The organism is Streptomyces sp. S6 (genome assembly GCF_054880855.1).
Genome location: NZ_JBTYMC010000031.1, coordinates 1 through 18868, shown reverse-complemented (window position 1 = coordinate 18868; position 18868 = coordinate 1). Strand labels below are relative to the sequence as shown.

Below are 18868 nucleotides of genomic sequence, written 5' to 3'. Positions count from 1 at the left end.
GTTTTAAATTTGAAGCAACCCGTTTGATGTACGTCACGTGACGCCTTCGCACCCCGAGGATCTGCGCAGCCAGGGAACCTCCTCCCCCTCCAGCCCCCCGGCGATCCGCCGGCTGATCTCCTCCAACTGCCCCACCTGCTCCGGCGTGAGCCGGTCGAACACCGCCGCACGGACCGTCTCGACGTGCCCCGGCGCGACCCGCTCCAGGATCGACAGCCCCTCGTCCGTGAGCGCCGCGATGCTCCCCCGCTTGTCCCACCCGCACTGCTCGCGCCGGACCAGCCCGTCCTTCTCCAGCCGCGTCACCGCGTACGTCAGCCGGCTCCGGGTGATCTTCGTGCTCTCCGCGAGTTCCGTCATCCGCAGCCGGCGCTCGGGTGCCTCGGAGAGGTTCGCCAGGATCGAGTAGTAGAGGTGCGGCATGCCGGCGTCCTGCTGGAGCTGCCGGTCGAGCGCGTCCTCCAGCAGGACCAGCGCGGAGACGTACGCACGCCACGCGCGCATCTCGTCGGGGTTGAGCCAGCGGGTCGTCATACGACCAGTGTAGGTTTGTTTCAAACTTGAACCAACCGTCAGTGGCACCAGCCCAGGGGGAGACCGCACCGATGCCCTACCCGTACGTCCTCCTCTCCGCCGCCGTCTCCCTCGACGGCTACCTCGACGACACGACCCCCGACCGCCTCCTCCTCTCCAGCCCCGCCGACTTCGACCGCGTCGACGAGGTCCGCGCCTCCGTCGACGCCATCCTCATCGGCGCCGGCACCATCCGCGCCGACAACCCCCGCCTCCTCGTCAACTCCCCCGACCGCCGCGCCGCCCGCATCGCCGAGGGCCGCCCCGAGTACCCCCTCAAGGTCACCGTCACCGCCTCCGGCGACCTCGACCCCGACGCCAACTTCTGGCACACCGGCGGGGAGAAGCTCGTCTATACGACCGACCCCGGCGCCGAGCGGATCACGGAACTCGGGATCCCCGCCGGCGTCGTCCCCCTCGGCCCGGAACTGGACTGGCACCGGCTGCTCACCGACCTCTACGAGCGGGGCGTCCATCGGCTCATGGTCGAGGGGGGCGGGACGATCCACACCCAGCTCCTCCAGGCGGGCCTCGCGGACGAACTCCAGCTGGTGCTGGCCCCGCTGTTCGTCGGCGACCGGAACGCCCCCCGCCTCTTCGGCCCCGGCACCTACCAGGACGGGCGCCTGAACCTCGTCCGCACCCAGCGCATCGAGGACGTCGTCCTCATGACCTACCGCCCCGCCATCACCCCCGCCGACCACCACTGGCTCGCCCTCGCCTGCGACCTCGCCGCCCAGTGCCCGCCGTCCGACACCGCCTTCAGCGTCGGCGCGGTGATCGTCGCGGCGGACGGGACGGAACTGGCGCGGGGGTATTCGCGAGAGGGGGACGACGGTGTCGTCCACGCGGAGGAGGCGGCGCTGGCGAAGGTGGCCGGCGGCCTGGCGGGGGCGACCGTGTACAGCAGCCTGGAGCCGTGTGCGCGCAGGGCGTCGAGGCCGGTGCCGTGCGCGGGGTTGATTCTGGAGGCGGGGGTGCGGAGGGTGGTGACGGCGTGGATCGAGCCGGACACGTTCGTTCAAGAGGCTGATGGGAACGGGTTGTTGAGGGAGGCGGGGGTCGAGGTACTAGTACTCCCGGAGTACGAGGGAAGGGCAAAGGCGCCGAACAGCCACCTCCTGTGAGCTGACCCGCCCGGCCCACCCCAACCTGCGCCCCACCCCCGGACGGGCCACGCTGCCCACATGAGACCAGCCACCCCCGTCCTAGCCGCTGCCCTCCTCCTGTCTCTGGCCGCCTGCTCCACAACCCCTTCCGACACCCGCCAAATGGCCCGAGCCCTCCCCCCGGACGCGTCCTTCACGCACCCGGGGGTCCTGGTGAACAAGGCACAACTGGACGTCGCCCGAGAGAACGTGCACGCCGGGAAACAGCCCTGGCTGCGCGCCTACCTGGACATGCGGGACAGCAAGTACGGCTCGTACAAGTACCGCCCGGAGCCGTACGAGAGTGTCGACTGCCCCGGCGGAGACCAGCCGAACCGCCCGGCGCACGGGTGTGTGGAGGAGCGGCAGGACGCGATCGCCGCGTACACGCAGGCCCTGCTGTTCAGCGTCACCGGCAAGCAGGCGCACGCGGTGAAGGCGCGGGAGATCATGGACGCCTGGTCGGCGAAGATCAGACGGCACACCGAGGACGACGCCGGGTTGCAGACCGCGTGGGCGGGGTCGACGTGGACGCGGGCGGCGGAGATCGTCCGGCACACGCCGGGCGCGGGGTGGCCGCAGGACAGGGTCCTGAGGTTCGAGGCGATGCTCAGGAACGCCTACCTCCCGGCCGTCACCCGGGAGGTCCCGGACTACAACGGCAACTGGGACCTCGCGATGACGGACGCGGCGATCGGCATCGGCGTCTTCACGAACGACCACAAGGTCTTCGACCACGCCCTGGCCCGCTTCCGCGCCCGCGTCCCCGCCTACTTCTACCTGGAGAAGGACGGCAGGATCCCGATCGCCCCCGCCCACGCGGGCCTCGACGACCCGGCGAAACTCACGAAGTACTGGTTCGGGCAGACGACGTTCAAGGACGGCGTCTCCCAGGAGACGTGCCGCAACTTCAAGCACGCGGGCTACTCGCTGGCCGCGTCCTCGCACATCGCGGAGACCGCCTGGCACCAGGGCGTCGACCTGTACGGCGAGGTCAAGGACCGGCTGAAGGCGGCGGCCGAACTGCACGCCCGCTACCAGGAGGGGGAGCAGGCGCCGGCGTGGCTGTGCGGTGGGAAGGTCGACCGGAACATGGGTCCTGACCTGGAGGTTCTCGTCAACCACCTGGAGGGCCGGCTCGGTGAGTCTGTCCCGGCCGCGCACCGGCTCGTGGCCCGGCACCGGCCCGCCGGCACGGACGACCTGTTCGTGGCCTGGGAGACCCTGACGCACGCCGGTAACCCGGGGGTCTAGCGGAACCGGTTTGGAGTTCCCCGCGGCGTGTGCCTATAGTTATCTCAACGGCGCGGGGTGGAGCAGCTCGGTAGCTCGCTGGGCTCATAACCCAGAGGTCGCAGGTTCAAATCCTGTCCCCGCTACTGAAAAAGGACCGGGATCCTGGAAACAGGGTCCCGGTTCTTTTGTTGTTCCGGGTGGTCACTCTGTGTATTGCGGAGTTCCCACCTGTCACCCAACTCGCCCGTTTTTCCCCGTCGTTGACCCGAAAATTCCGGGCCAAAAATGTTTGTGGATCAAGCAGAACCGCTTGGAAACGGGCCCTGAGGTCGATTAACGTTCGATAACGCAGCACGGTTGTCCCAGCCGTCACAAGAGACGGCTCCGTGCGCACGCGCCGAATCCCGTAAGGGAACCGGGGAACCACCACCTTGGGGTGAATCACGCGGACGCCCCCGCTCGTTCACGAGCGGACGGTTTACGCGCGTAGGAGACCTTCCCGCTCCGAACCCGTCAGCTAACCCGGTAGGCGGCGGAAGGAAAGGAGTGCGCCCGCGTGGCGAACCCGACTGCCCCAGAAGCCCCCGCCCAGCCGACCTTCGGATTCGGCAGCTACCGCGTCGAGGACGAGGGACCCTGGGAGGAGTGGAACCCCACCGCGGACTCCGTCCCGGCCAAGGGCAAGCACCGGGTCGCCAAGCAGCGCACCGGCGGCGGCGGTTTCGCCCGTAGCTCCACGGTCCTCGGCGTCGGCGTCATAGCCGCCGTCAGCGCGGGCGGCATGGCCAGCGCCAACACGGGCAACGCCCCCGTCTCCATCTCCGTCTCCGACATCCCCGGCGTCGGCTCCCTCGTCTCCGACGACGGCGACCAGGCACCGGAGCCCACGCCGATCGCGAGCATCGTCAGCGAGGCCGGCCAGGAGACCTCCGACGCAGCCGAGGCGCTGCGCAACCGGATCATCGCGCAGGCCGAGTCGCAGGCGACGCAGGCCGACCAGCAGGCGAAGGTCGCCGCGCAGCGGGCCCAGGCCGAGGCCGCCGCCAAGGCCGCGAAGGCCGCGCAGGCCAACGTCAAGGAGGCCAAGCAGGAGGCGGACGACGCGGCCCGCGAGAAGAAGGAGCAGGCGCGGCTGGCCGAGCTGGCCAAGCAGTACTCGCTGCCGACCTCGTCGTACGTCATCACCTCCACGTTCGGTCAGGCCGGGGCGCTGTGGTCGTCCGGGTACCACACCGGGCTCGACTTCGCGGCGCCCACGGGCACGCTCATCAAGGCCGTCCACAGCGGGACCATCACGGAGGCCGGGTACGCCGGGTCCTACGGCTACCGGACCATCCTCACGCTGGATGACGGCACCGAGATCTGGTACGCCCACCAGTCCTCCATCAGCGTCAGTGTCGGCCAGAAGGTCGGGACGGGTGATGTGATCGGGCGGGTCGGGGCGACCGGGAACGTCACCGGGGCGCATCTGCACCTGGAGGTGCACCCGGGTGGAGCGTCGACGGGGATCGACCCCGGGGCGTGGCTGCGGAGCAACGGGATCAACCCCTGAGGGGTTAGTACTTGAGGGGTAGCTCGTGAGGCCTACGGGTCTTACGAGCTGCCTCTTTTTTGCGTGCTGTTTCCAGCCGTTGCGGTCCGGGACGGAATTCGCCCCTCCAGGACCGTTGTTGACGCAGAGCATGACTACTCTGCGCCCTCTCGGCTCCTCCGACCTCGAAGTCTTCCCCCTCTCCCTCGGCGGCAACGTCTTCGGCTGGACCGCCGACGAGACCGCCTCCTTCGCCGTCCTCGACGCGTACGCCGCCGCCGGCGGGAACTTCGTCGACACCGCCGACTCCTACTCCGCGTGGGTCGACGGCAACAGCGGGGGCGAGTCCGAGACGATCATCGGCAAGTGGCTCAAGGCACGGGGGAACCGGGACGACATCGTCGTCGCCACCAAGGTCAGTCAGCACCCCGAGTTCAAGGGGCTGTCCGCCGACAACATCAAGGCGGCGGCCGAAGCGTCCCTGAAGCGGCTCGGGACCGATCACATCGACCTCTACTACGCGCACTTCGACCAGCCCGAGACGCCGGTCGAGGAGGTCATCGGGGCCTTCGACGAACTCGTCAAGGCGGGCAAGGTGCGGCACATCGCCGCGTCCAACGTCACGCCCGAGCGGCTGCGGGAGTACCTCGACTTCTCCGACCGCGAGGGGCTCGCCCGGTTCGTCGCGATCCAGCCCCACTACAACCTTGTCTCCCGCGACACGTACGAGGGGGAGCGGCAGGAGATCGCCTCCAAGGCCGGCCTCGCCGCCGTCCCCTACTTCGCCCTCGCTTCCGGCTTCCTCACCGGCAAGTACCGGCCGGGGGTGGCCGTCGAGAGCGCGCGTGCCGCCGGTCAGCACCTCGGCACCGAGCGGGGGGTGAAGGTGCTTGCCGCGCTCGACGAGGTCGCCGCCGCGCATGACGCCGAGGTCGCGACCGTTGCCCTTGCGTGGCTTGCGGCTCAGCCGACTGTTGCTGCGCCGATTGCTTCTGCGCGGACGGTTGAGCAGGTGCCGGCGTTGGTGGCTGTGGCGGAGCTGGAGCTGACGGAGGGGGAGGTGGCTCTGCTTACGGAGGCTTCGGCGTAGGTGGGGCTGTTGGGGGTGGGTGCGGGGCCGGTGCGTGGCTGGGGTGGGGGGCGTTGTCGCTCACCCGCGCTTGCGGGGTGCCGCTGCGCCCACCCGTGCCGCCCCTAGCGGCACGACTGCCCGCAGCTGGGGCGGGGAGGGGAGGCGGGTGCGGGTGCGTGGGGATGGCGGCGTAGCCGCCACTTAGGGGCGCGGGGCTGTATCGATATGCGGCTCCGCCGCGTGGGCGCGATCAGCCACGGCGGGCCCGCAGTCGCCCACTTGCCGAACCACCCGAGTTCGTGGGCGCAGCGCGAGGGGGGCTATACGTGGTAGCCGCCGTACGGGGGGTACGGGCCCGTCGGGAAGCCGTAGGACGGGGTCATCGGGGGCTGCCAGGCGAATGGGGCCGGTGGGGGTGGGGCCGTGGCGCGGGACGCGTATTCGAGGGCCGGGCGGGTGGTGGTGCGGTGGGTCCAGAGGGTCGTGAGGAGGCGGTGTTCGCGGGTGACGAAGTCCAGGGGCGCGTGGCCCAGCCGGCCCCTGCGGCGCAGTTGCGCCAGGGCCATCGCGGCGGACTCGTACTCCGTCAGGGTTCTGCCCGCCGGTTTCCCCAGGTAGTGGACCGCGTAGTCGCGGGCTATCCGGCGGGCCCGCATCGAGGAGAGGGCGAAGGGTTCGAACGGGGAGAGCCAGCCGGCGGCGACGTAGGCCGGGAGTTCCTCGCGGAGCTGGCGGAGTTCGCGTTGCCGGGTCCAGATGACGAGCCAGGTGATCAGCCCGAACACCGGGACCATGAAGAAGCCGTAGACGACGAAGAAGCCGAGCGGGCCGAAGTGTCCGGAGCCGTTCCACAGGGAGTGCATGCACATCGCGAGGAGCAGGCCACCGAGGGGGAACAGGACACGGCGGGCGCGCTTGCCGTCCGGCGTCCGTGCCGCCAGGCCGAAGGCTATGCCCGTGAACACCGTGAACAGGGGGTGCGCGAACGGGGACATGATCACCCGGACGAAGAACGTCGCCGCCGTCACCGACGCGAGGCCCCCGTCGCCGGAGAGCTGGTCGTCGCCGTACGCGGAGCCCAGGTACAGGATGTTCTCCGTGAACGCGAACCCCGCCGCCGCCGTCCCGGCGATGACGACGCCGTCCACCAGGCCCGTGAACTGCCTTCTGCGGAACAGGAAGACGAGCAGGACGGCCGCCGCCTTCGCGGACTCCTCGACTATCGGCGCTATCAGCGTCGCGCCGAGCGTGTCCGCGCTGTCCGGATCCGCCGTCGTGTTCGCTATCCACTGCGTCGTGAACGTGTTCGCCACGATCGCGATCAGCGTCGCCGCGCAGGCACCCCACGCGAACGCGAACAGCATGTTCCGCCACGGCGCCGGGTCCGCGCGGTCCAGCCAGCGGAACGCCGTCAGCAGGAGGGGCACCGGGAAGATCGCCAGCCCCAGCCCGACCAACAGGCCCCGCGTACCGGTCTGTTCACGGACCAGGGCGAGGATGACGACGCCGGAGATCGTGAGGAGGGTGATGAGGGTGGTGTAGCGGACGGCGGGGCGTTTCCACCAGCGGGGGCGGGGCGGGGCCGAGGGATAGGGCGGGTACGGGGGACTGGTCGACACGGGTATGACCCTAACGAGGGAATGGTTCTGCCGCGAAGGGTTCGCCGCGTGCCCCTCAAGGGCGTTGGCTGACCCGGCGGAACAGCAAGTCCCGTACGACGTGGCCCTTCTCGATGCCCTGCGCCTCGAAGCGGGTCAGTGGACGGAACTCCGGACGAGGCGCGAAGCCACCGTCCTCCCCCTGCGTGTTCTCGAACTCGGGATGCGCGGTCAGCACTTCCAGCATCTGCTCCGCATACGGCTCCCAGTCCGTCGCACAGTGGACGACCGCCCCCGCGCGCAGCCTCGTCGCCGCCAGGTCCAGGAACTCCGGCTGGATCAGCCGGCGTTTGTGGTGGCGCTTCTTGGGCCAGGGGTCCGGGAAGTAGACGCGGAGACCGGCGAGGGCGTCGGGCTTGAGCATCTCGCGCAGGAGGATGATCGCGTCCCCGTTGGCGACCCGAACGTTGGTCAGCCCGTTCTGCTCGGCGAGGTTGAGCAGGTTGCCCTGCCCCGGGGTGTGCACATCGACGGCGAGGACATTCGTCCCGGGATCGGCGGCGGCCATCCGCGCGGTGGCCTCCCCCATCCCGAACCCGATCTCCAGCACAACGGGCCGCTCATCCCCGTACAGCTCACTCAGCTCGACCGCATGCCCGTCGATGTCCATCCCCCACCGCGCCCACAACCTCTGCAACGCGTCCGCCTGCCCCGTCGTCACCCGGCTCCGGCGCGGCTGAAAACTCCGGATCCGCCGCTCGAAGTGCGACCCGGCGGGGTCGGCTTTGGGGCCGTCGGGGAAACGGGGTTCGCCCTTGGGGCGGACGGGGGCGTCGGCGGACGGGCGGTCGCTGGGGTTCAGGGATGCACACACAGTGGGGACGATTTTACGCGGCAGCCCGACAACTAACTCGCCCACCACTTCACACCCACCCCCAGCCCGTCCGGCGTCTGAGTAGGGGCGGCAGGGGCGAGGAAAAGTTTTTGTTCAGGAACCCTCCAGCACCCCCAGCGCCCGCCGAGCCACCTCCCGCCCGATCGGCAGCGAAGCCGTGGCCGCAGGCGAAGGCGCGTTCAGCACATGCACCGCCCGAGCCCCCTCCTGAATCAGGAAGTCGTCGACGAGCGCCCCGTCCCGCCCGACAGCCTGAGCCCGCACCCCCGCACCACCCCGCACGAGGTCCCCCTCCTCCACCCCCGGCAGCATCCTGCGCACCGCGTCCACGAAGGCCGCCTTGGAGACGGACCGCCGGATCTCCCCCACTCCGTACCGCCAGTGCCGCCGGCCCATCCGCCAGGCGCCGGGCCAGGACAGTGTCCCGGCGAGTTCGGCACCCCGGACCACGCCCCACCCGTACCCCTCCCGGGCGAGCGCGGGAACGGCGTTGGGGCCGACGTGGACGCCCCCGTCGATGCCCCGGGTGAGGTGCACCCCGAGGAAGGGGAACGCGGGATCGGGGACGGGGTAGACCAGTCCCCGCACGAGAGCGGGACGCGTCAGCTCGTAGTACTCACCCCGGAACGGCAGGATCCGCACGGACGGTTCGTCCCCGGTCAGCCTGGCGACGGTGTCGCAGTACAGCCCGGCGCAGTTGACGAGCACGCGCCCGCGCACGACGTCCCCGCGAGCCGTCCGGACGGCCACCCCGAGATCCGCGCGCCGGTCCACGCGGACGACCTCCGCCCCGTACCGGATCTCCGCGCCGGACTCCTCGGCGAGGACGCGCGCGACGGCGCCGTAGTCACAGATCCCGGTCGTCCCGACGTGGATCGCGGCGAGGCCCCGCACCTCCGGCTCGTACTCCTGGATCTGTGCGCCCCCCAGCTCACGGACGGAGATGCCGTTCTCGCGCCCGCGCTGGACGAGGGCGTGCAGGCGGGGGAGTTCCGCGCGGTCGGTGGCGACGATGAGCTTGCCGGTGACCTCGTGCGGCACGCCGTGCTCGGCGCAGAACTTGACCATCTCGGCGCCGCCCTGGACGGCGTACCGGGCTTTCAGCGACCCGGGCCGGTAGTAGATCCCGCTGTGGATGACCCCGCTGTTGCGCCCGGTCTGGTGCAGGGCGGGCCCGGACTCCTTCTCCAGGACGAGGACCCGTGTCCCAGGGGCGGCCCGGCCGACGGCGTACGCGGTGGCGAGCCCGACGATCCCCCCACCGACGACAAGCACGTCACAGTCGTACGGAACCCCACGGCCCACGAGCACCACCTCCGCCTTCGATAGTGCACTGCGCCACTGACAACGGCTTCAAACCTATGCCGGAGTCATCAGCAACGGCCTTGCCCGTTCGCGGAGTTCCACCACCCGGGGTTCGTCGCCGTACGGCTCCAGCCGGTGCAGCAGGTCCTTCACGTACTCGGTCGTCCGCGCGGAGGAGATCCGCCCGGCGACCTCCACGGCCCGCACCCCCTGCTCGCACGCGGCGTCGAGGTTGCCGGACTCCAGCTCGGCGACGGCCGACACCACGAGGCGCAGCCCGTGGGAGCGGACGAATTCCTCGGTGGGGGACGACAGCGCCTGTTCGGTGAACCGGCGGACCTGGCGGGGTGCCTTGAGGTCTCGGTAGCACTCGGCCGCGTCGGCGGCGAACCGGTCGTAGGAGTAGAAGCCGAGCCAGGAGGGGTCGCTGTCGCCGTCCCGGGCCCGCTCCAGCCACCCTTCGGCGGCGCGCAACGCGGCACCGGCGGCGTGTGCGTCGCTCGCGCGGGCGTGTGCGCGCGCCTCCACGAGCCGGAAGAAGCTCATGGTGCGGGCGGTGGCGAGGCCGCGGTTGCGTTCGAGGGCGGCCTGCGCGAGGTCGACGCCCTCGTCCCCGAAGCCTCTGTAGGTGGCCTGGAGGGACATGGAGGCGAGGACGTACCCGCCGAGGGGGACGTCCGCCGCCGCGCGCGCGAGGCGCAGGGCCTGGATGTAGTACCGCTGGGCGGCCTCCTGCTGACCGGTGTCGAAGGCCATCCACCCGGCGAGCCGGGTCAGTTCGGCGGTGGCGCCGAACAGTGCGCGCCCCACCTCGTCGGAGTACGCCCCCAGCAGCAGGGGAGCGGCCTCCACGCGCAGACACTCGGGCACCATGGACGAACGCCAGTCGCCGCCGCCGTACTTGGAGTCCCAGCGGCGCGCGTCCTCGGCGGCCTCCCGCAGTTTGCGGACGTCGCTGTGGCCGACTCTGACCGGCGCCCCGGCCGCCTCGGACAGGGGCGACTCGCGCGCGACGGAGCTGTCGGCCGGGGTTATGAGCCAGCGGGAGGCGGGGGTCGCGTAGGCGCTGACGGCGAACGACCCGGCCAGGGACTGCCAGATGCCGCCGCCCCCGGCACGTCGGCCCGCGAGGTCGAGGCGGTACAGCTCGGTCGCGGAGCGGACGGCCTGCCCGACGTCCCGGGGGAAGGCGAGGCCCACCTCGGGCGCGGGGTCGGCGTCGGCGAGGCCGATCTCGTGCAGCGGGACGGGCCGGCCGAGCTTCTGGCCGATCGCGGCGGCGATCAGGTGCGGGGCGGCGCCCTGGGGGACCATGCCCTTCGACACCCAGCGCGCCACGGACGTCTTGTCGTAGCGCAGGGTCAACCCGCGTTGTGCGCCGAGGTCGTTGACGCGCCGCGCGAGACCCGCGTTGCTGATCCCCGCGAGGGCGAGAACGGCGCCGAGTTTCTCGTTCGGCCCGCGTTGCTCCCTGGACATTGCGCCACCCCTCGACACAGACGGCTGCCGCGCTGGCATAACCACCCGGCATTCGTAAACCCAGCGTAGTTCGCCGCATCCCAAGCGTTAAGAGGCATTGTTCCGGTTGGCGGGATTGTTGCCCGTACGGAAGTGCGGGCTCCGTAGCGGTCCGTCGCGACGTGCTCCCGCTGTGTGGCCGTGCGCCCGTGTGTGCGCTCTTCTCCGGCCATCGCGGGAGCGCTTCGATGGGCGGTGCGTGGGTCGGCCCGCTGGACTGGATACCAGTGGGCTGGGGGACACCGCCGCCTACATCCCCGCGGGCGGCGGAACGGTCCGGGGGGCGATCTCCGTCTCCCGGATCGCGCGCTCGCACAGGGTCGTGCGGGCCGTGTACGGAGCGTGTGCGCGGCTTGTCCGGAAAGCTTCGGCAACTGCCGCGTCACGCTGCGGATTTGGCCGAAAAACGCCCCTCGGATCGCCGGGTGATCAAGGCCCCGACCATGGGAATCGAGGGCGCACAGGGCGTTCGGGGGGAGCGTACCGGGGGCGCATTCGCGACGAGAGCGCGGGGGCGCACGCGGGCTCCCCGTTCGGCAACGGCACGCGCGCGTGGGCGCGTTGTGGTGCCTTTCAGGCGTTCTGCCTTCCGTCATGGGCGCGTTCTTCGTGGCAGCATGGTGAATCGGTTCGTACGGTGCACCGGTTGTCCACAGCCCGTGGAGGCGTCGATGCGGTGGTTGGTGGGTTGGAGCTTGACCGCCTCCGGGTCCTCTCCGGGCTTCGGTGACCCCTATGGCGGTTACGACGGCGGCGGCGCCGTCGGCCTGGACGGCGAGGTCGTCCAGCCGATCGGCTCGCAGCTCCTGTGGGGCGACCCCGACCCCCTGTGGGCCGTCGGCGACTGGCGGCCCGACGAGATCCGCGTCGTCCGCGTCGACGACCGCACCCGCATCGCCGTCCTCGGCCTGTGCGGCGCCAGCGACGACCAGCTCCGCATCGGCCTGCTGACGGCCCGCGGCGGCGCCCTGCGCCACCTCACGGCCTGGCCCGGCAGCTACACGGCCGTCGTCCAGGTGGACCGCCGGATCACCGTCTGCGGCGATCTGGCGGGCGCGCGCCCGGTGTTCCACACGCCCTGGGCGGGCGGGACGGCGTACGCGACGGCCGCGCTGCCGCTGGCCGACCTCGTCGAGGCCAACCTCGACTTCGGGCACCTCGCCGCGCTCCTCGCCGCCCCCGACGTACCGGCCGCCCTCCTCGACTCGACGCCGTACGACGGCGTGCGGCGCGTTCCGCCGGGGCACGCGCTGGTGCTGCGCGCGGGCGCGCGGGAGGTCGTCAACTACGAACCGGTCACCTCACTCGCCGTCGCCGCCGCGCCCGTCGACGCGGACAGCGCGGTCGAGGGGGTGCGGGACGCGCTCGTCGAGGCGGTGCGGACGAGGCTGTCGGCGCCCCGGCACGTCCCCGACATGGACCCCGGGCCCGTCCCCGGTATGGGGCCCGCCGAACGGCGTGCCGCGCGCGGGATGCCGGTTCCCGGTATCGGCGCGGACCTCACGGGCGGACCGGCGTCCGGGACACTGGCGCTGCTCGCTGCGGGCCTGCCCGGCATGCCGGGCACGCTCCTGGGGCACGGCACCGGCGCGGGCGAGCGGCTGCTGGCCGTCACCTTCAACGACCTCACCTCACGCCGTCAGCAGGAGGAGTTGGAGCGCGCCGGTGAGCTGGCCGCCAACCCCCGCTTCCACCACGTCGTCGTCACCGGCGACGCCGACATGCTCCCCTACGCGGCCCTGGACGGCCCCCTCACCGACGAACCCGGCCCCTCCCTCGTCCAGGCGCCCCGCCACCGCGCGCGCCTCGCGGCGGGCAGCGCGGACCACTTCACGGGGCACGGTGCCCGGCAGGCCCTCGACGCCAACCCGGCCCGCCTCGCGGACCTGCTGATGGACCGCAAACGCCGTCACCTGGTCCGGCCCGTCGCCGCGCTGACCAAGGCGGACGGCTCCGTCCTGGTCCCCGCGCGCGTGTACGGCGCCGCCCGCCGCCTCGCGCGCACGCCGTACGCCGCCGGGCTGGAGTCCCTCGCGGACCGCCTGCTGTCCCGCCGCTTCGAGGACGTGCCGGGGGCTGTAGGCGCGTCCCTGGCCGCGCTGGCCTGGGCTCCCGCCGGTCCCGCCGCCCGCTGGCTCACCGGTGAGGCGCTCGCTGAAGTATCGGTTCGCCTCCAGTCCTCCACCTCCCGCGCGGGCGGGCCCGGACAGAGACCCGGCGACCACCGCGCCCGCGCCGCCCTCGCCCGGCACGCCTCCGATCTCCGCGTCCTGGAGCAGGCCACCGAGATCCGCTCCCAGCGGCTCCACGCGCCCTTCCTCGACAACCAAGTCGTCCGCGCGTGCCAGGCGTTGCCGGAGACCCTTCGCGTCCAGCCGGGGGCCCGGTCCGCCATCCTGCGCCGGGTCCTCACCGCGTCCGGCGTCGCCGACCTGCCCCCCGGCTGGGGCACCCCGACGCCGGGCTCCGCGACCGCGACCGCCCGCGCGGGGTTGCGTTCCGCAACAGGCAGCGTGCTGGCGTTGTTCGAGACGCCGCTGCTCGCCGAGGCGGGGCTCGTGGAGGCGCGAGTGGTGCGGAAGGCCGTCCGGGACGCGGCTGCGGGGGAGCCGTTGCCCTTGGCCGGGCTCGCCGATCTGGTCTCCCTGGAGCTGTGGCTGCGGCGGTTGTTGGCGCGGAGGGGGACGTGCTGGACGGGGACGCCGGCTCGGGCGCGGGCCGTGCCGGAGGGGATTGCGCCGAGGCGGGGGGCGTTGTCTTCGGGGGGGTGAGGGGTGGGTGGTGGGGTGCGGGTGCGTGGTGGTTGGTCGCGTAGTTCCCCGCGCCCCTGAAAGAGTGGGTGCTGTTTGGGTGTTGGGCGAGGGTTGTATCTATATGCGGCTCCGCCGCGTGGGCGCGAACAACCACCACGCACCCGCACCCCACCCCCCCCACTTCCAGCCCTCCCTGCCCACCCAACGACTTACGGAGCCCCCTCCATGTGGTCCAGCGTCATAGCCGTAGCCGGCACTCTCCTCGGCGGTCTGCTCGCCGGCCTTCTCCAGCAGAGAGGGGAACGCGCTGCTCGGGCCGAGCGCAGGGAGGTGGCGTTGCGGACGGCGTTGGGGGAGTTGGTCGCGGCGTTGGGGGATCACCGGAGGGCGTTGTGGCACCGGGAGGAGTTGAGGCTGACCGGCGCTGAGGAGTCCGCGTTGACGGCGGCGAGGTCGGTGTCTCAGGCCACCCGGTCCGCCCTCACCGCCCCCTTGGTCTCCGTCTCGGTCCTGGAACCCACCCTCGCCCCGTTGGCCCGAGAGGCGGCCCTCGCGGCGGTGGACCTGCGCAACGCACCGGACCTGGAGGCACTGTCGGCCCGCAGGGAGACGGCGATAGAGAGGACGAACGAACTGGTCGCGGCGGCGGGGAGGGTGCTGGCGGTGTGAGAGCGGTCCTCATCAGCCGGTCAGCTGTCCCGAATCTCCTTGACGATCAACCGCGCGCTCCATGATTGTTCGGTCCATGGCGCTCCAGATCACGCTCACCACCCTGGTGACCAAGGGGCACGCCTGAGCCGAGGCCGGTCGGATGAAGCTCCCCCTGCGTGCCGTCGGCCTGTCGGTCCTGGTGTTCGCCTCGGCCTGCTCCACCGGCACGCATGCGACGGCCCCGGCGAGCACACCCCCCGCGGCACAGACACCGACCGCCCCGAACCGCCTCCCCGACCCGGTCCAGTCCCCGCTGCCCGTCGGGTCCAAGACGCTGTACGCGGGGTCGGGGCGAGGTGCGGGCGGCGTCACGCTCCCCGCTTCGGCGGGGAAGGCCTCGTCCGTCGGGAAAGTCCTTGCCGGATCACAATGCGGTGATGGCGGCGGTGTATTCACCGCCGAAATTCCCCGTGCCCATCTGAACGAGCTGAAATGGAAGTTCTCGGCGGGCAGTTCGGTCGTCTGGCGGATCGTCGTCCAGCCGTCCTGAGGGTGACCGGTCTCCGGACGACGCTCCCGCACAGCCTCCCGAACCAACACCCCGGAATACCGCTCGTCCGCCACCCATCCCCCGCGCTCCAGGTACCGCCGGCTCCGGCCGTTCGCGGGCACGGCGACCAGCCCCACCCCCTGAACGTCGGCCCACTCGTGCCCCGCCCGCATCAACCGCAGCCCACCCAAGGGAAGTTCGACAGGAGCGGCGAACAACCCCCCGTAGAACCAGGGCCCACCCGCCCTGAGCCGACGCAACACGCCCCTGACACGGGCAAGTTGCAGAAGCAGCGGAAGACACCTCCCGAACTCCACGAGGACGACGGTCCCGGCACACACGGCCACGGCACAGCTCGCGACAGCGACAAGCACCCGGCGCAGCAGCCCCGTCGGCAGCCCCTGCACCGCCCCGACGGCCCCCTCCCGCACGAACAACCCACCCCGCACATGGGCCGAACACACAGGAATGGCCCACCACAGCAGCAGCACGGGCCGGGTGAGCGGGCTGACCGGCTGTCCGAGCCGGTCCACGACCAGTGCGACGAGCCCAGGAATCCGACGCCGATCGGGCCGGTACCCGGCAGGCACCGCGAAGAGACGTTCCATGCCCAGGCCAACGCCTCTCACCCCGAAGGGTTCGCCCAGCCCCACGTCCCGTTGAGTCAACCGGAGCAAGCCCCCACAGAACCGGCTCCCTACGACCGATGTTCCCCCACCCAGCTGTCCCAACTCATGGAGCTCAACCCCCCGTTGGCAAGCCCGAGATACGTCACCCGCCGACCGGCCCCGACATACTTCGCGAGCCGCTCCGCCAACCCCCTCCCCTCCTTGAACAGCCGCTCGCACTCGACCTCGTACGCGAAGTCCAGCCGGTCCCGGGTCCACTGGTCCAGGGCGACGTCGATACCCCGAGCCCACGCCCGAAACACGTCGGAGAGTTCACGCGGAACCTCGACCGCCGCCACGGGATCATCGGGAAAGAACTCCCCGAACCCCTCAGCCCGCAGCGGCGGACACTTGAACTCCCCCTTCACGACAAGGTCCTGAGGATGCCGGGCCCCCTCTTCCCCATGCACCCGCTCACACCCCCAGCACAACAACACCCCCTCCCCGTACCGCACCTCCCAACCGGGCCCGAGATACCGCGCAAGCCGCTGAGCGGCACGCAGATCCGGTGAGCGGAGTGCCTCGGCGAGGTCGTCCGGAAGGGTGAGACGGGCGTCGTCCAGGGGGACGTCGTACTCGTACCCGTCGTACAGGGCGGACCACTCTCCGAGATCCCGCACGAGAACGCGCTCCGCTTCGGCCATGACGGTGTTGTACCGCAGCCGCACAGCCTTCTGTAACAACCGCACGTCGACACCCCTCCCCTGAGCTGTGACCCCATCGCCGGACCACCGAGACATACGCCCGGTCTCCTTGGTGCCGGCCGGAGAAACATCCGCTCCGGCCGTGAACCCCCCAACTCCAAGGAGCCACCATGTCCTCGAACGAGGCATTGGAGACCCCGCGCGAGAAGCGCTCCCTGTCGTCCGTGCTGCGCGCGTACGCCCGTAAGGTCGTGATCCCGGCGATGCTGCTCGGCGTCACCGTCAGCGGACTCGGCCTGTCGGCCACCGCGCACGCCGCCGACGCCCCCGGCTGTAGCGCCCCGACCCAGACGTGCCCCGCCGAAGCGCCGTGGCGCGGGTCGCAGCCGGGCAACGTCTCCGACCAGGACTGGCGTGCCGCCGTCACCGCGGCCGACTTCTGGAACACGCACGACATCAACCGCGCCAACGGCCTGAACGAACTCGTCACGAGCGAGAACCCGCAGTACCACCAGGGCTGGCCCGGCGACACGAACGGCCGGGGCTGGTACTCGTTCACGACCGGCAGCTGGCCGAGGCGTACGACGCACTGGATCTACTACGGCGGCGTGTTCCAGGACCGGGGCGGCCAGGTCGCGAACCAGGAAGCGGGCTTCCACGTCCCGAACATGTACACGGACGGCTCGACGGGGGCCTACCGCGAGTACGACACCCTGTCCCACGAGAGCACGGGCAGCAACATCCGGGGCACGATGCGGATCGTCCGCAACATCTACACCGGCCACGTCTACGCGACGTTCGACCACTACAACACCTTCCACTACCTCGGCCGCTGGTAGCCGGCGTGCGCCCGCCGGACCCCCATGCCGGCGGGCGCTCGTCCACCCCCACCTTTCCGCCAGGAGGAACGACATGCAGACGATCATGCACAGCATCCGCCCCCTGTCCGCGTCGGAGACGGTCCCCGCGTCGGCCAAGGAGATCCTCGGCACCCGCTGCCGCACCAACATCGACCTGTTCGCCGAGTGGGCCGCCGTGCTGGACTTCCCGGCCTGGTTCGGCCACAACTGGACCGCGTTCGAGGACTGCCTGCGCACCGTGACCGAGGCGGACGAGTACGGACCGGTGACGATCGTGCTCCGTAACGCCGCTCTCGTCCTGGAGGACGAGGGTCCGAGGGAGCTGAGCACCCTGCTGGACATCCTGGAGAGCAACGCCTTCGGCCTTCTCCTCCTGGACGACTCCCCGGCCGACCTCGACCAACTGGCCCGGCGCATGACGGCGGCCGGCTTCACCCCGCCCCCGGCTCACGGCCGCAGCTTGTAGCCGAACCCCCGGACCGTCTCGATCCGCTCCCGCCCGATCTTCGCGCGCAGCCGCTGCACATTGACGTCCACCACCCGGTTGTCACCGCACCACGCGTGGTCCCACACCCGCTCCAGGAGCAGCTCCCGGGTGAGGACGGTGCCGGGTGCGGCGGCGAACTCCCGCAGCAGCTTCAGCTCGGTGGTGGTCAGGTGGACGGCCTTCCCGTCCCGGTGCACCTCCAGCGACACGGGGCAGAACACCAGGTCCCCGAACCGCACCGCCCGCATGCCGGACGGCTGGTCGGCGCCGGTCCGGCGCAGCAGGGCACCGACGCGGGCGGCCAGCACCGACCCGTCGACCGGCCTGGCGAGACAGTCGTCCGCCCCCTTCTCCAGAGACGCCACCAGATCCGCCGGGTCGTCGCCGTCCGACATGAGCAGCACGGGCACCCCGGACTCCTCGTGGATCCGCCGCGCCAGGCTCATCCCGTCCAGACCGGGCAGCCGGGCCGCGAGCACGGCGACGTCCGGGGCCTGCCGGCGGAAGAGGTTGAGGCCGGTCACCCCGTCGGCGGCGGTACGCACCCGATGGCCGCGTTCCGCCAGCGCGAGCCGGGCACTCTCCCTGGCCACCGGGTCGTCGTCGACAAGCAGGACGTCACCCACGCGGGGGCCTCCGGCGGCGGACGAGGACTTGCGACCGGCCGCAACGGACAGGTGCCCCAAGGGCACGCCGGACACGAGAGCCCCGGCGTTGTCCGCGTAGGGCCTGGCGTGGAGTGCGGGAGTCGTGACGTCGTCTGCGGGAAGTCTGACGCTGGTTGAGGGGGCCCGGGTGTTGTCTGTATGGGGCCTGGCGTGGAGTGCGGGAGTCGTGACGTCGTCTGCGGGAAGTCTGACGCTGGTTGAGGGGGCTCCGGTGTTGTCTGCATGGGGTCCGGCGTGGAGTGCGGGAGCTCTGACGTCGTCTGCGGGAAGCCCGACGCCGGTCGAGGGGGCCCGGGTGTTGTCTGCGTAGGGCCCGGCGTGAAGTGCGGAGGCCCCGGCGTCGTCCGCGTAAAGCCCGGCGCCGATCGCGGGAGCCCCGACCCCAGCCCCAGTCCCGGCCCTGGCGTCAGCCCCGGCCTCGACCCGGCCCTCGGCCCCAGTCCTGGCCCCAGCCCCGGCCCGGCCCCTGGCTCCAGCCCTGACCTCGACCCTGGCCTCAGTCCCAGCCCCGCTCCCAGTCCCGGCCTCAGTCCCGGCCTCTCCCCGGCTCCCAGTCCCGGCCTCGCCGTGGGCCCCGGCGTCAGCCCCGGCGCCGGCCCGGCCCTCAGCCTCAGCCGAACCCGTACCAGCAGCAGGGGTATCCGTACGGGCGTTGAGCCTCAGGATGGCGCGAACCGGACATAATCCGACACGTATGTGAAGGAATCACGC

16 protein-coding genes, 1 tRNA gene and 1 riboswitch are annotated in these 18868 nt (G+C 71.4%); of the genes, 10 read left to right on the top strand and 7 right to left on the bottom strand.

Annotated features, from left to right (window positions below):
• Positions 1-33: 33 nt before the first annotated feature.
• A complete protein-coding gene (locus ACVNF4_RS06985; protein WP_461801797.1) occupies positions 34-534 on the bottom strand; it encodes a MarR family winged helix-turn-helix transcriptional regulator in 501 nt (166 codons plus the stop codon).
• A gap of 71 nt (positions 535-605) precedes the next feature.
• Between ACVNF4_RS06985 and ACVNF4_RS06980 the strand changes: the two genes are divergently transcribed.
• From ACVNF4_RS06980 to ACVNF4_RS06960, 5 genes are all read left to right on the top strand, one after another.
• Positions 606-1700 (top strand): dihydrofolate reductase family protein, encoded by a 1095-nt coding sequence (locus ACVNF4_RS06980; RefSeq protein ID WP_461801796.1) that lies wholly within the window; start codon positions 606-608, stop codon positions 1698-1700.
• 60 nt (positions 1701-1760) lie between these two features.
• Positions 1761-2975: an alginate lyase family protein gene (locus ACVNF4_RS06975; protein ID WP_461801795.1), complete on the top strand. Its 1215-nt coding sequence runs from the start codon at positions 1761-1763 to the stop codon at positions 2973-2975.
• A 51-nt stretch (positions 2976-3026) separates the two neighbouring features.
• Positions 3027-3100 (top strand) — tRNA-Met (locus ACVNF4_RS06970).
• A gap of 242 nt (positions 3101-3342) precedes the next feature.
• A riboswitch (cyclic di-AMP (ydaO/yuaA leader) is annotated at positions 3343-3504 on the top strand.
• Between the two features lie 9 nt (positions 3505-3513).
• Positions 3514-4509: a M23 family metallopeptidase gene (locus tag ACVNF4_RS06965; protein WP_461801794.1), complete on the top strand. Its 996-nt coding sequence runs from the start codon at positions 3514-3516 to the stop codon at positions 4507-4509.
• Positions 4510-4639: 130 nt separating this feature from the next.
• A complete protein-coding gene (locus tag ACVNF4_RS06960) occupies positions 4640-5578 on the top strand; it encodes an aldo/keto reductase (protein ID WP_461801793.1) in 939 nt (312 codons plus the stop codon).
• Between the two features lie 302 nt (positions 5579-5880).
• On the opposite strand, the gene ACVNF4_RS06955 is transcribed toward ACVNF4_RS06960, so the two are convergent.
• The 4 genes from ACVNF4_RS06955 to ACVNF4_RS06940 form a co-directional block, all read right to left on the bottom strand.
• Positions 5881-7179 (bottom strand): PrsW family intramembrane metalloprotease, encoded by a 1299-nt coding sequence (locus ACVNF4_RS06955; RefSeq protein WP_461801792.1) that lies wholly within the window; start codon positions 7177-7179, stop codon positions 5881-5883.
• A gap of 55 nt (positions 7180-7234) precedes the next feature.
• Positions 7235-8032, bottom strand: a complete 798-nt coding sequence (gene trmB, locus ACVNF4_RS06950) for a tRNA (guanosine(46)-N7)-methyltransferase TrmB (protein WP_461801791.1) — start codon at positions 8030-8032, stop codon at positions 7235-7237.
• Between the two features lie 114 nt (positions 8033-8146).
• On the bottom strand, positions 8147-9367 hold the full coding sequence (lhgO, locus tag ACVNF4_RS06945; protein WP_461801790.1) for an L-2-hydroxyglutarate oxidase: 1221 nt from the start codon (positions 9365-9367) through the stop codon (positions 8147-8149).
• Between the two features lie 45 nt (positions 9368-9412).
• Positions 9413-10837 (bottom strand): MFS transporter, encoded by a 1425-nt coding sequence (locus ACVNF4_RS06940; protein WP_461801789.1) that lies wholly within the window; start codon positions 10835-10837, stop codon positions 9413-9415.
• Between the two features lie 710 nt (positions 10838-11547).
• On the opposite strand from ACVNF4_RS06940, the gene ACVNF4_RS06935 reads away from it, so the two are divergent.
• The 3 genes from ACVNF4_RS06935 (at position 11548) to ACVNF4_RS06925 (ending at position 14830) form a co-directional block, all read left to right on the top strand.
• Complete coding sequence (locus ACVNF4_RS06935; RefSeq protein WP_461801788.1) at positions 11548-13647, top strand: asparagine synthase-related protein; 2100 nt, start codon at positions 11548-11550, stop codon at positions 13645-13647.
• 207 nt (positions 13648-13854) lie between these two features.
• Positions 13855-14298 (top strand): protein kilB, encoded by a 444-nt coding sequence (locus tag ACVNF4_RS06930; RefSeq protein ID WP_461801787.1) that lies wholly within the window; start codon positions 13855-13857, stop codon positions 14296-14298.
• A 142-nt stretch (positions 14299-14440) separates the two neighbouring features.
• Entirely contained in the window at positions 14441-14830 is a 390-nt protein-coding gene (locus ACVNF4_RS06925) for a hypothetical protein (protein WP_461801786.1), read from the top strand.
• A gap of 697 nt (positions 14831-15527) precedes the next feature.
• Here ACVNF4_RS06925 and ACVNF4_RS06920 read toward each other — a convergent pair.
• Positions 15528-16187, bottom strand: a complete 660-nt coding sequence (locus ACVNF4_RS06920) for a hypothetical protein (protein ID WP_461801785.1) — start codon at positions 16185-16187, stop codon at positions 15528-15530.
• Positions 16188-16312: 125 nt separating this feature from the next.
• Here ACVNF4_RS06920 and ACVNF4_RS06915 point away from each other — a divergent pair, with 125 nt between their 5' ends.
• Both ACVNF4_RS06915 and ACVNF4_RS06910 read left to right on the top strand, forming a co-directional pair.
• Positions 16313-16981 carry a hypothetical protein gene (locus ACVNF4_RS06915; RefSeq protein ID WP_461801784.1) on the top strand — a complete coding sequence of 223 codons (669 nt, stop codon included), beginning with the start codon at positions 16313-16315 and terminating at the stop codon, positions 16979-16981.
• Positions 16982-17054: 73 nt separating this feature from the next.
• Positions 17055-17468 carry a barstar family protein gene (locus tag ACVNF4_RS06910; protein WP_461801783.1) on the top strand — a complete coding sequence of 138 codons (414 nt, stop codon included), beginning with the start codon at positions 17055-17057 and terminating at the stop codon, positions 17466-17468.
• Here ACVNF4_RS06910 and ACVNF4_RS06905 read toward each other — a convergent pair.
• Positions 17450-18115, bottom strand: coding sequence for a response regulator transcription factor (locus tag ACVNF4_RS06905; protein ID WP_461801782.1), 666 nt, complete (start codon positions 18113-18115; stop codon positions 17450-17452). The two genes, ACVNF4_RS06910 and ACVNF4_RS06905, sit on opposite strands and share 19 nt — an antisense overlap.
• Positions 18116-18868 lie beyond the last annotated feature (753 nt).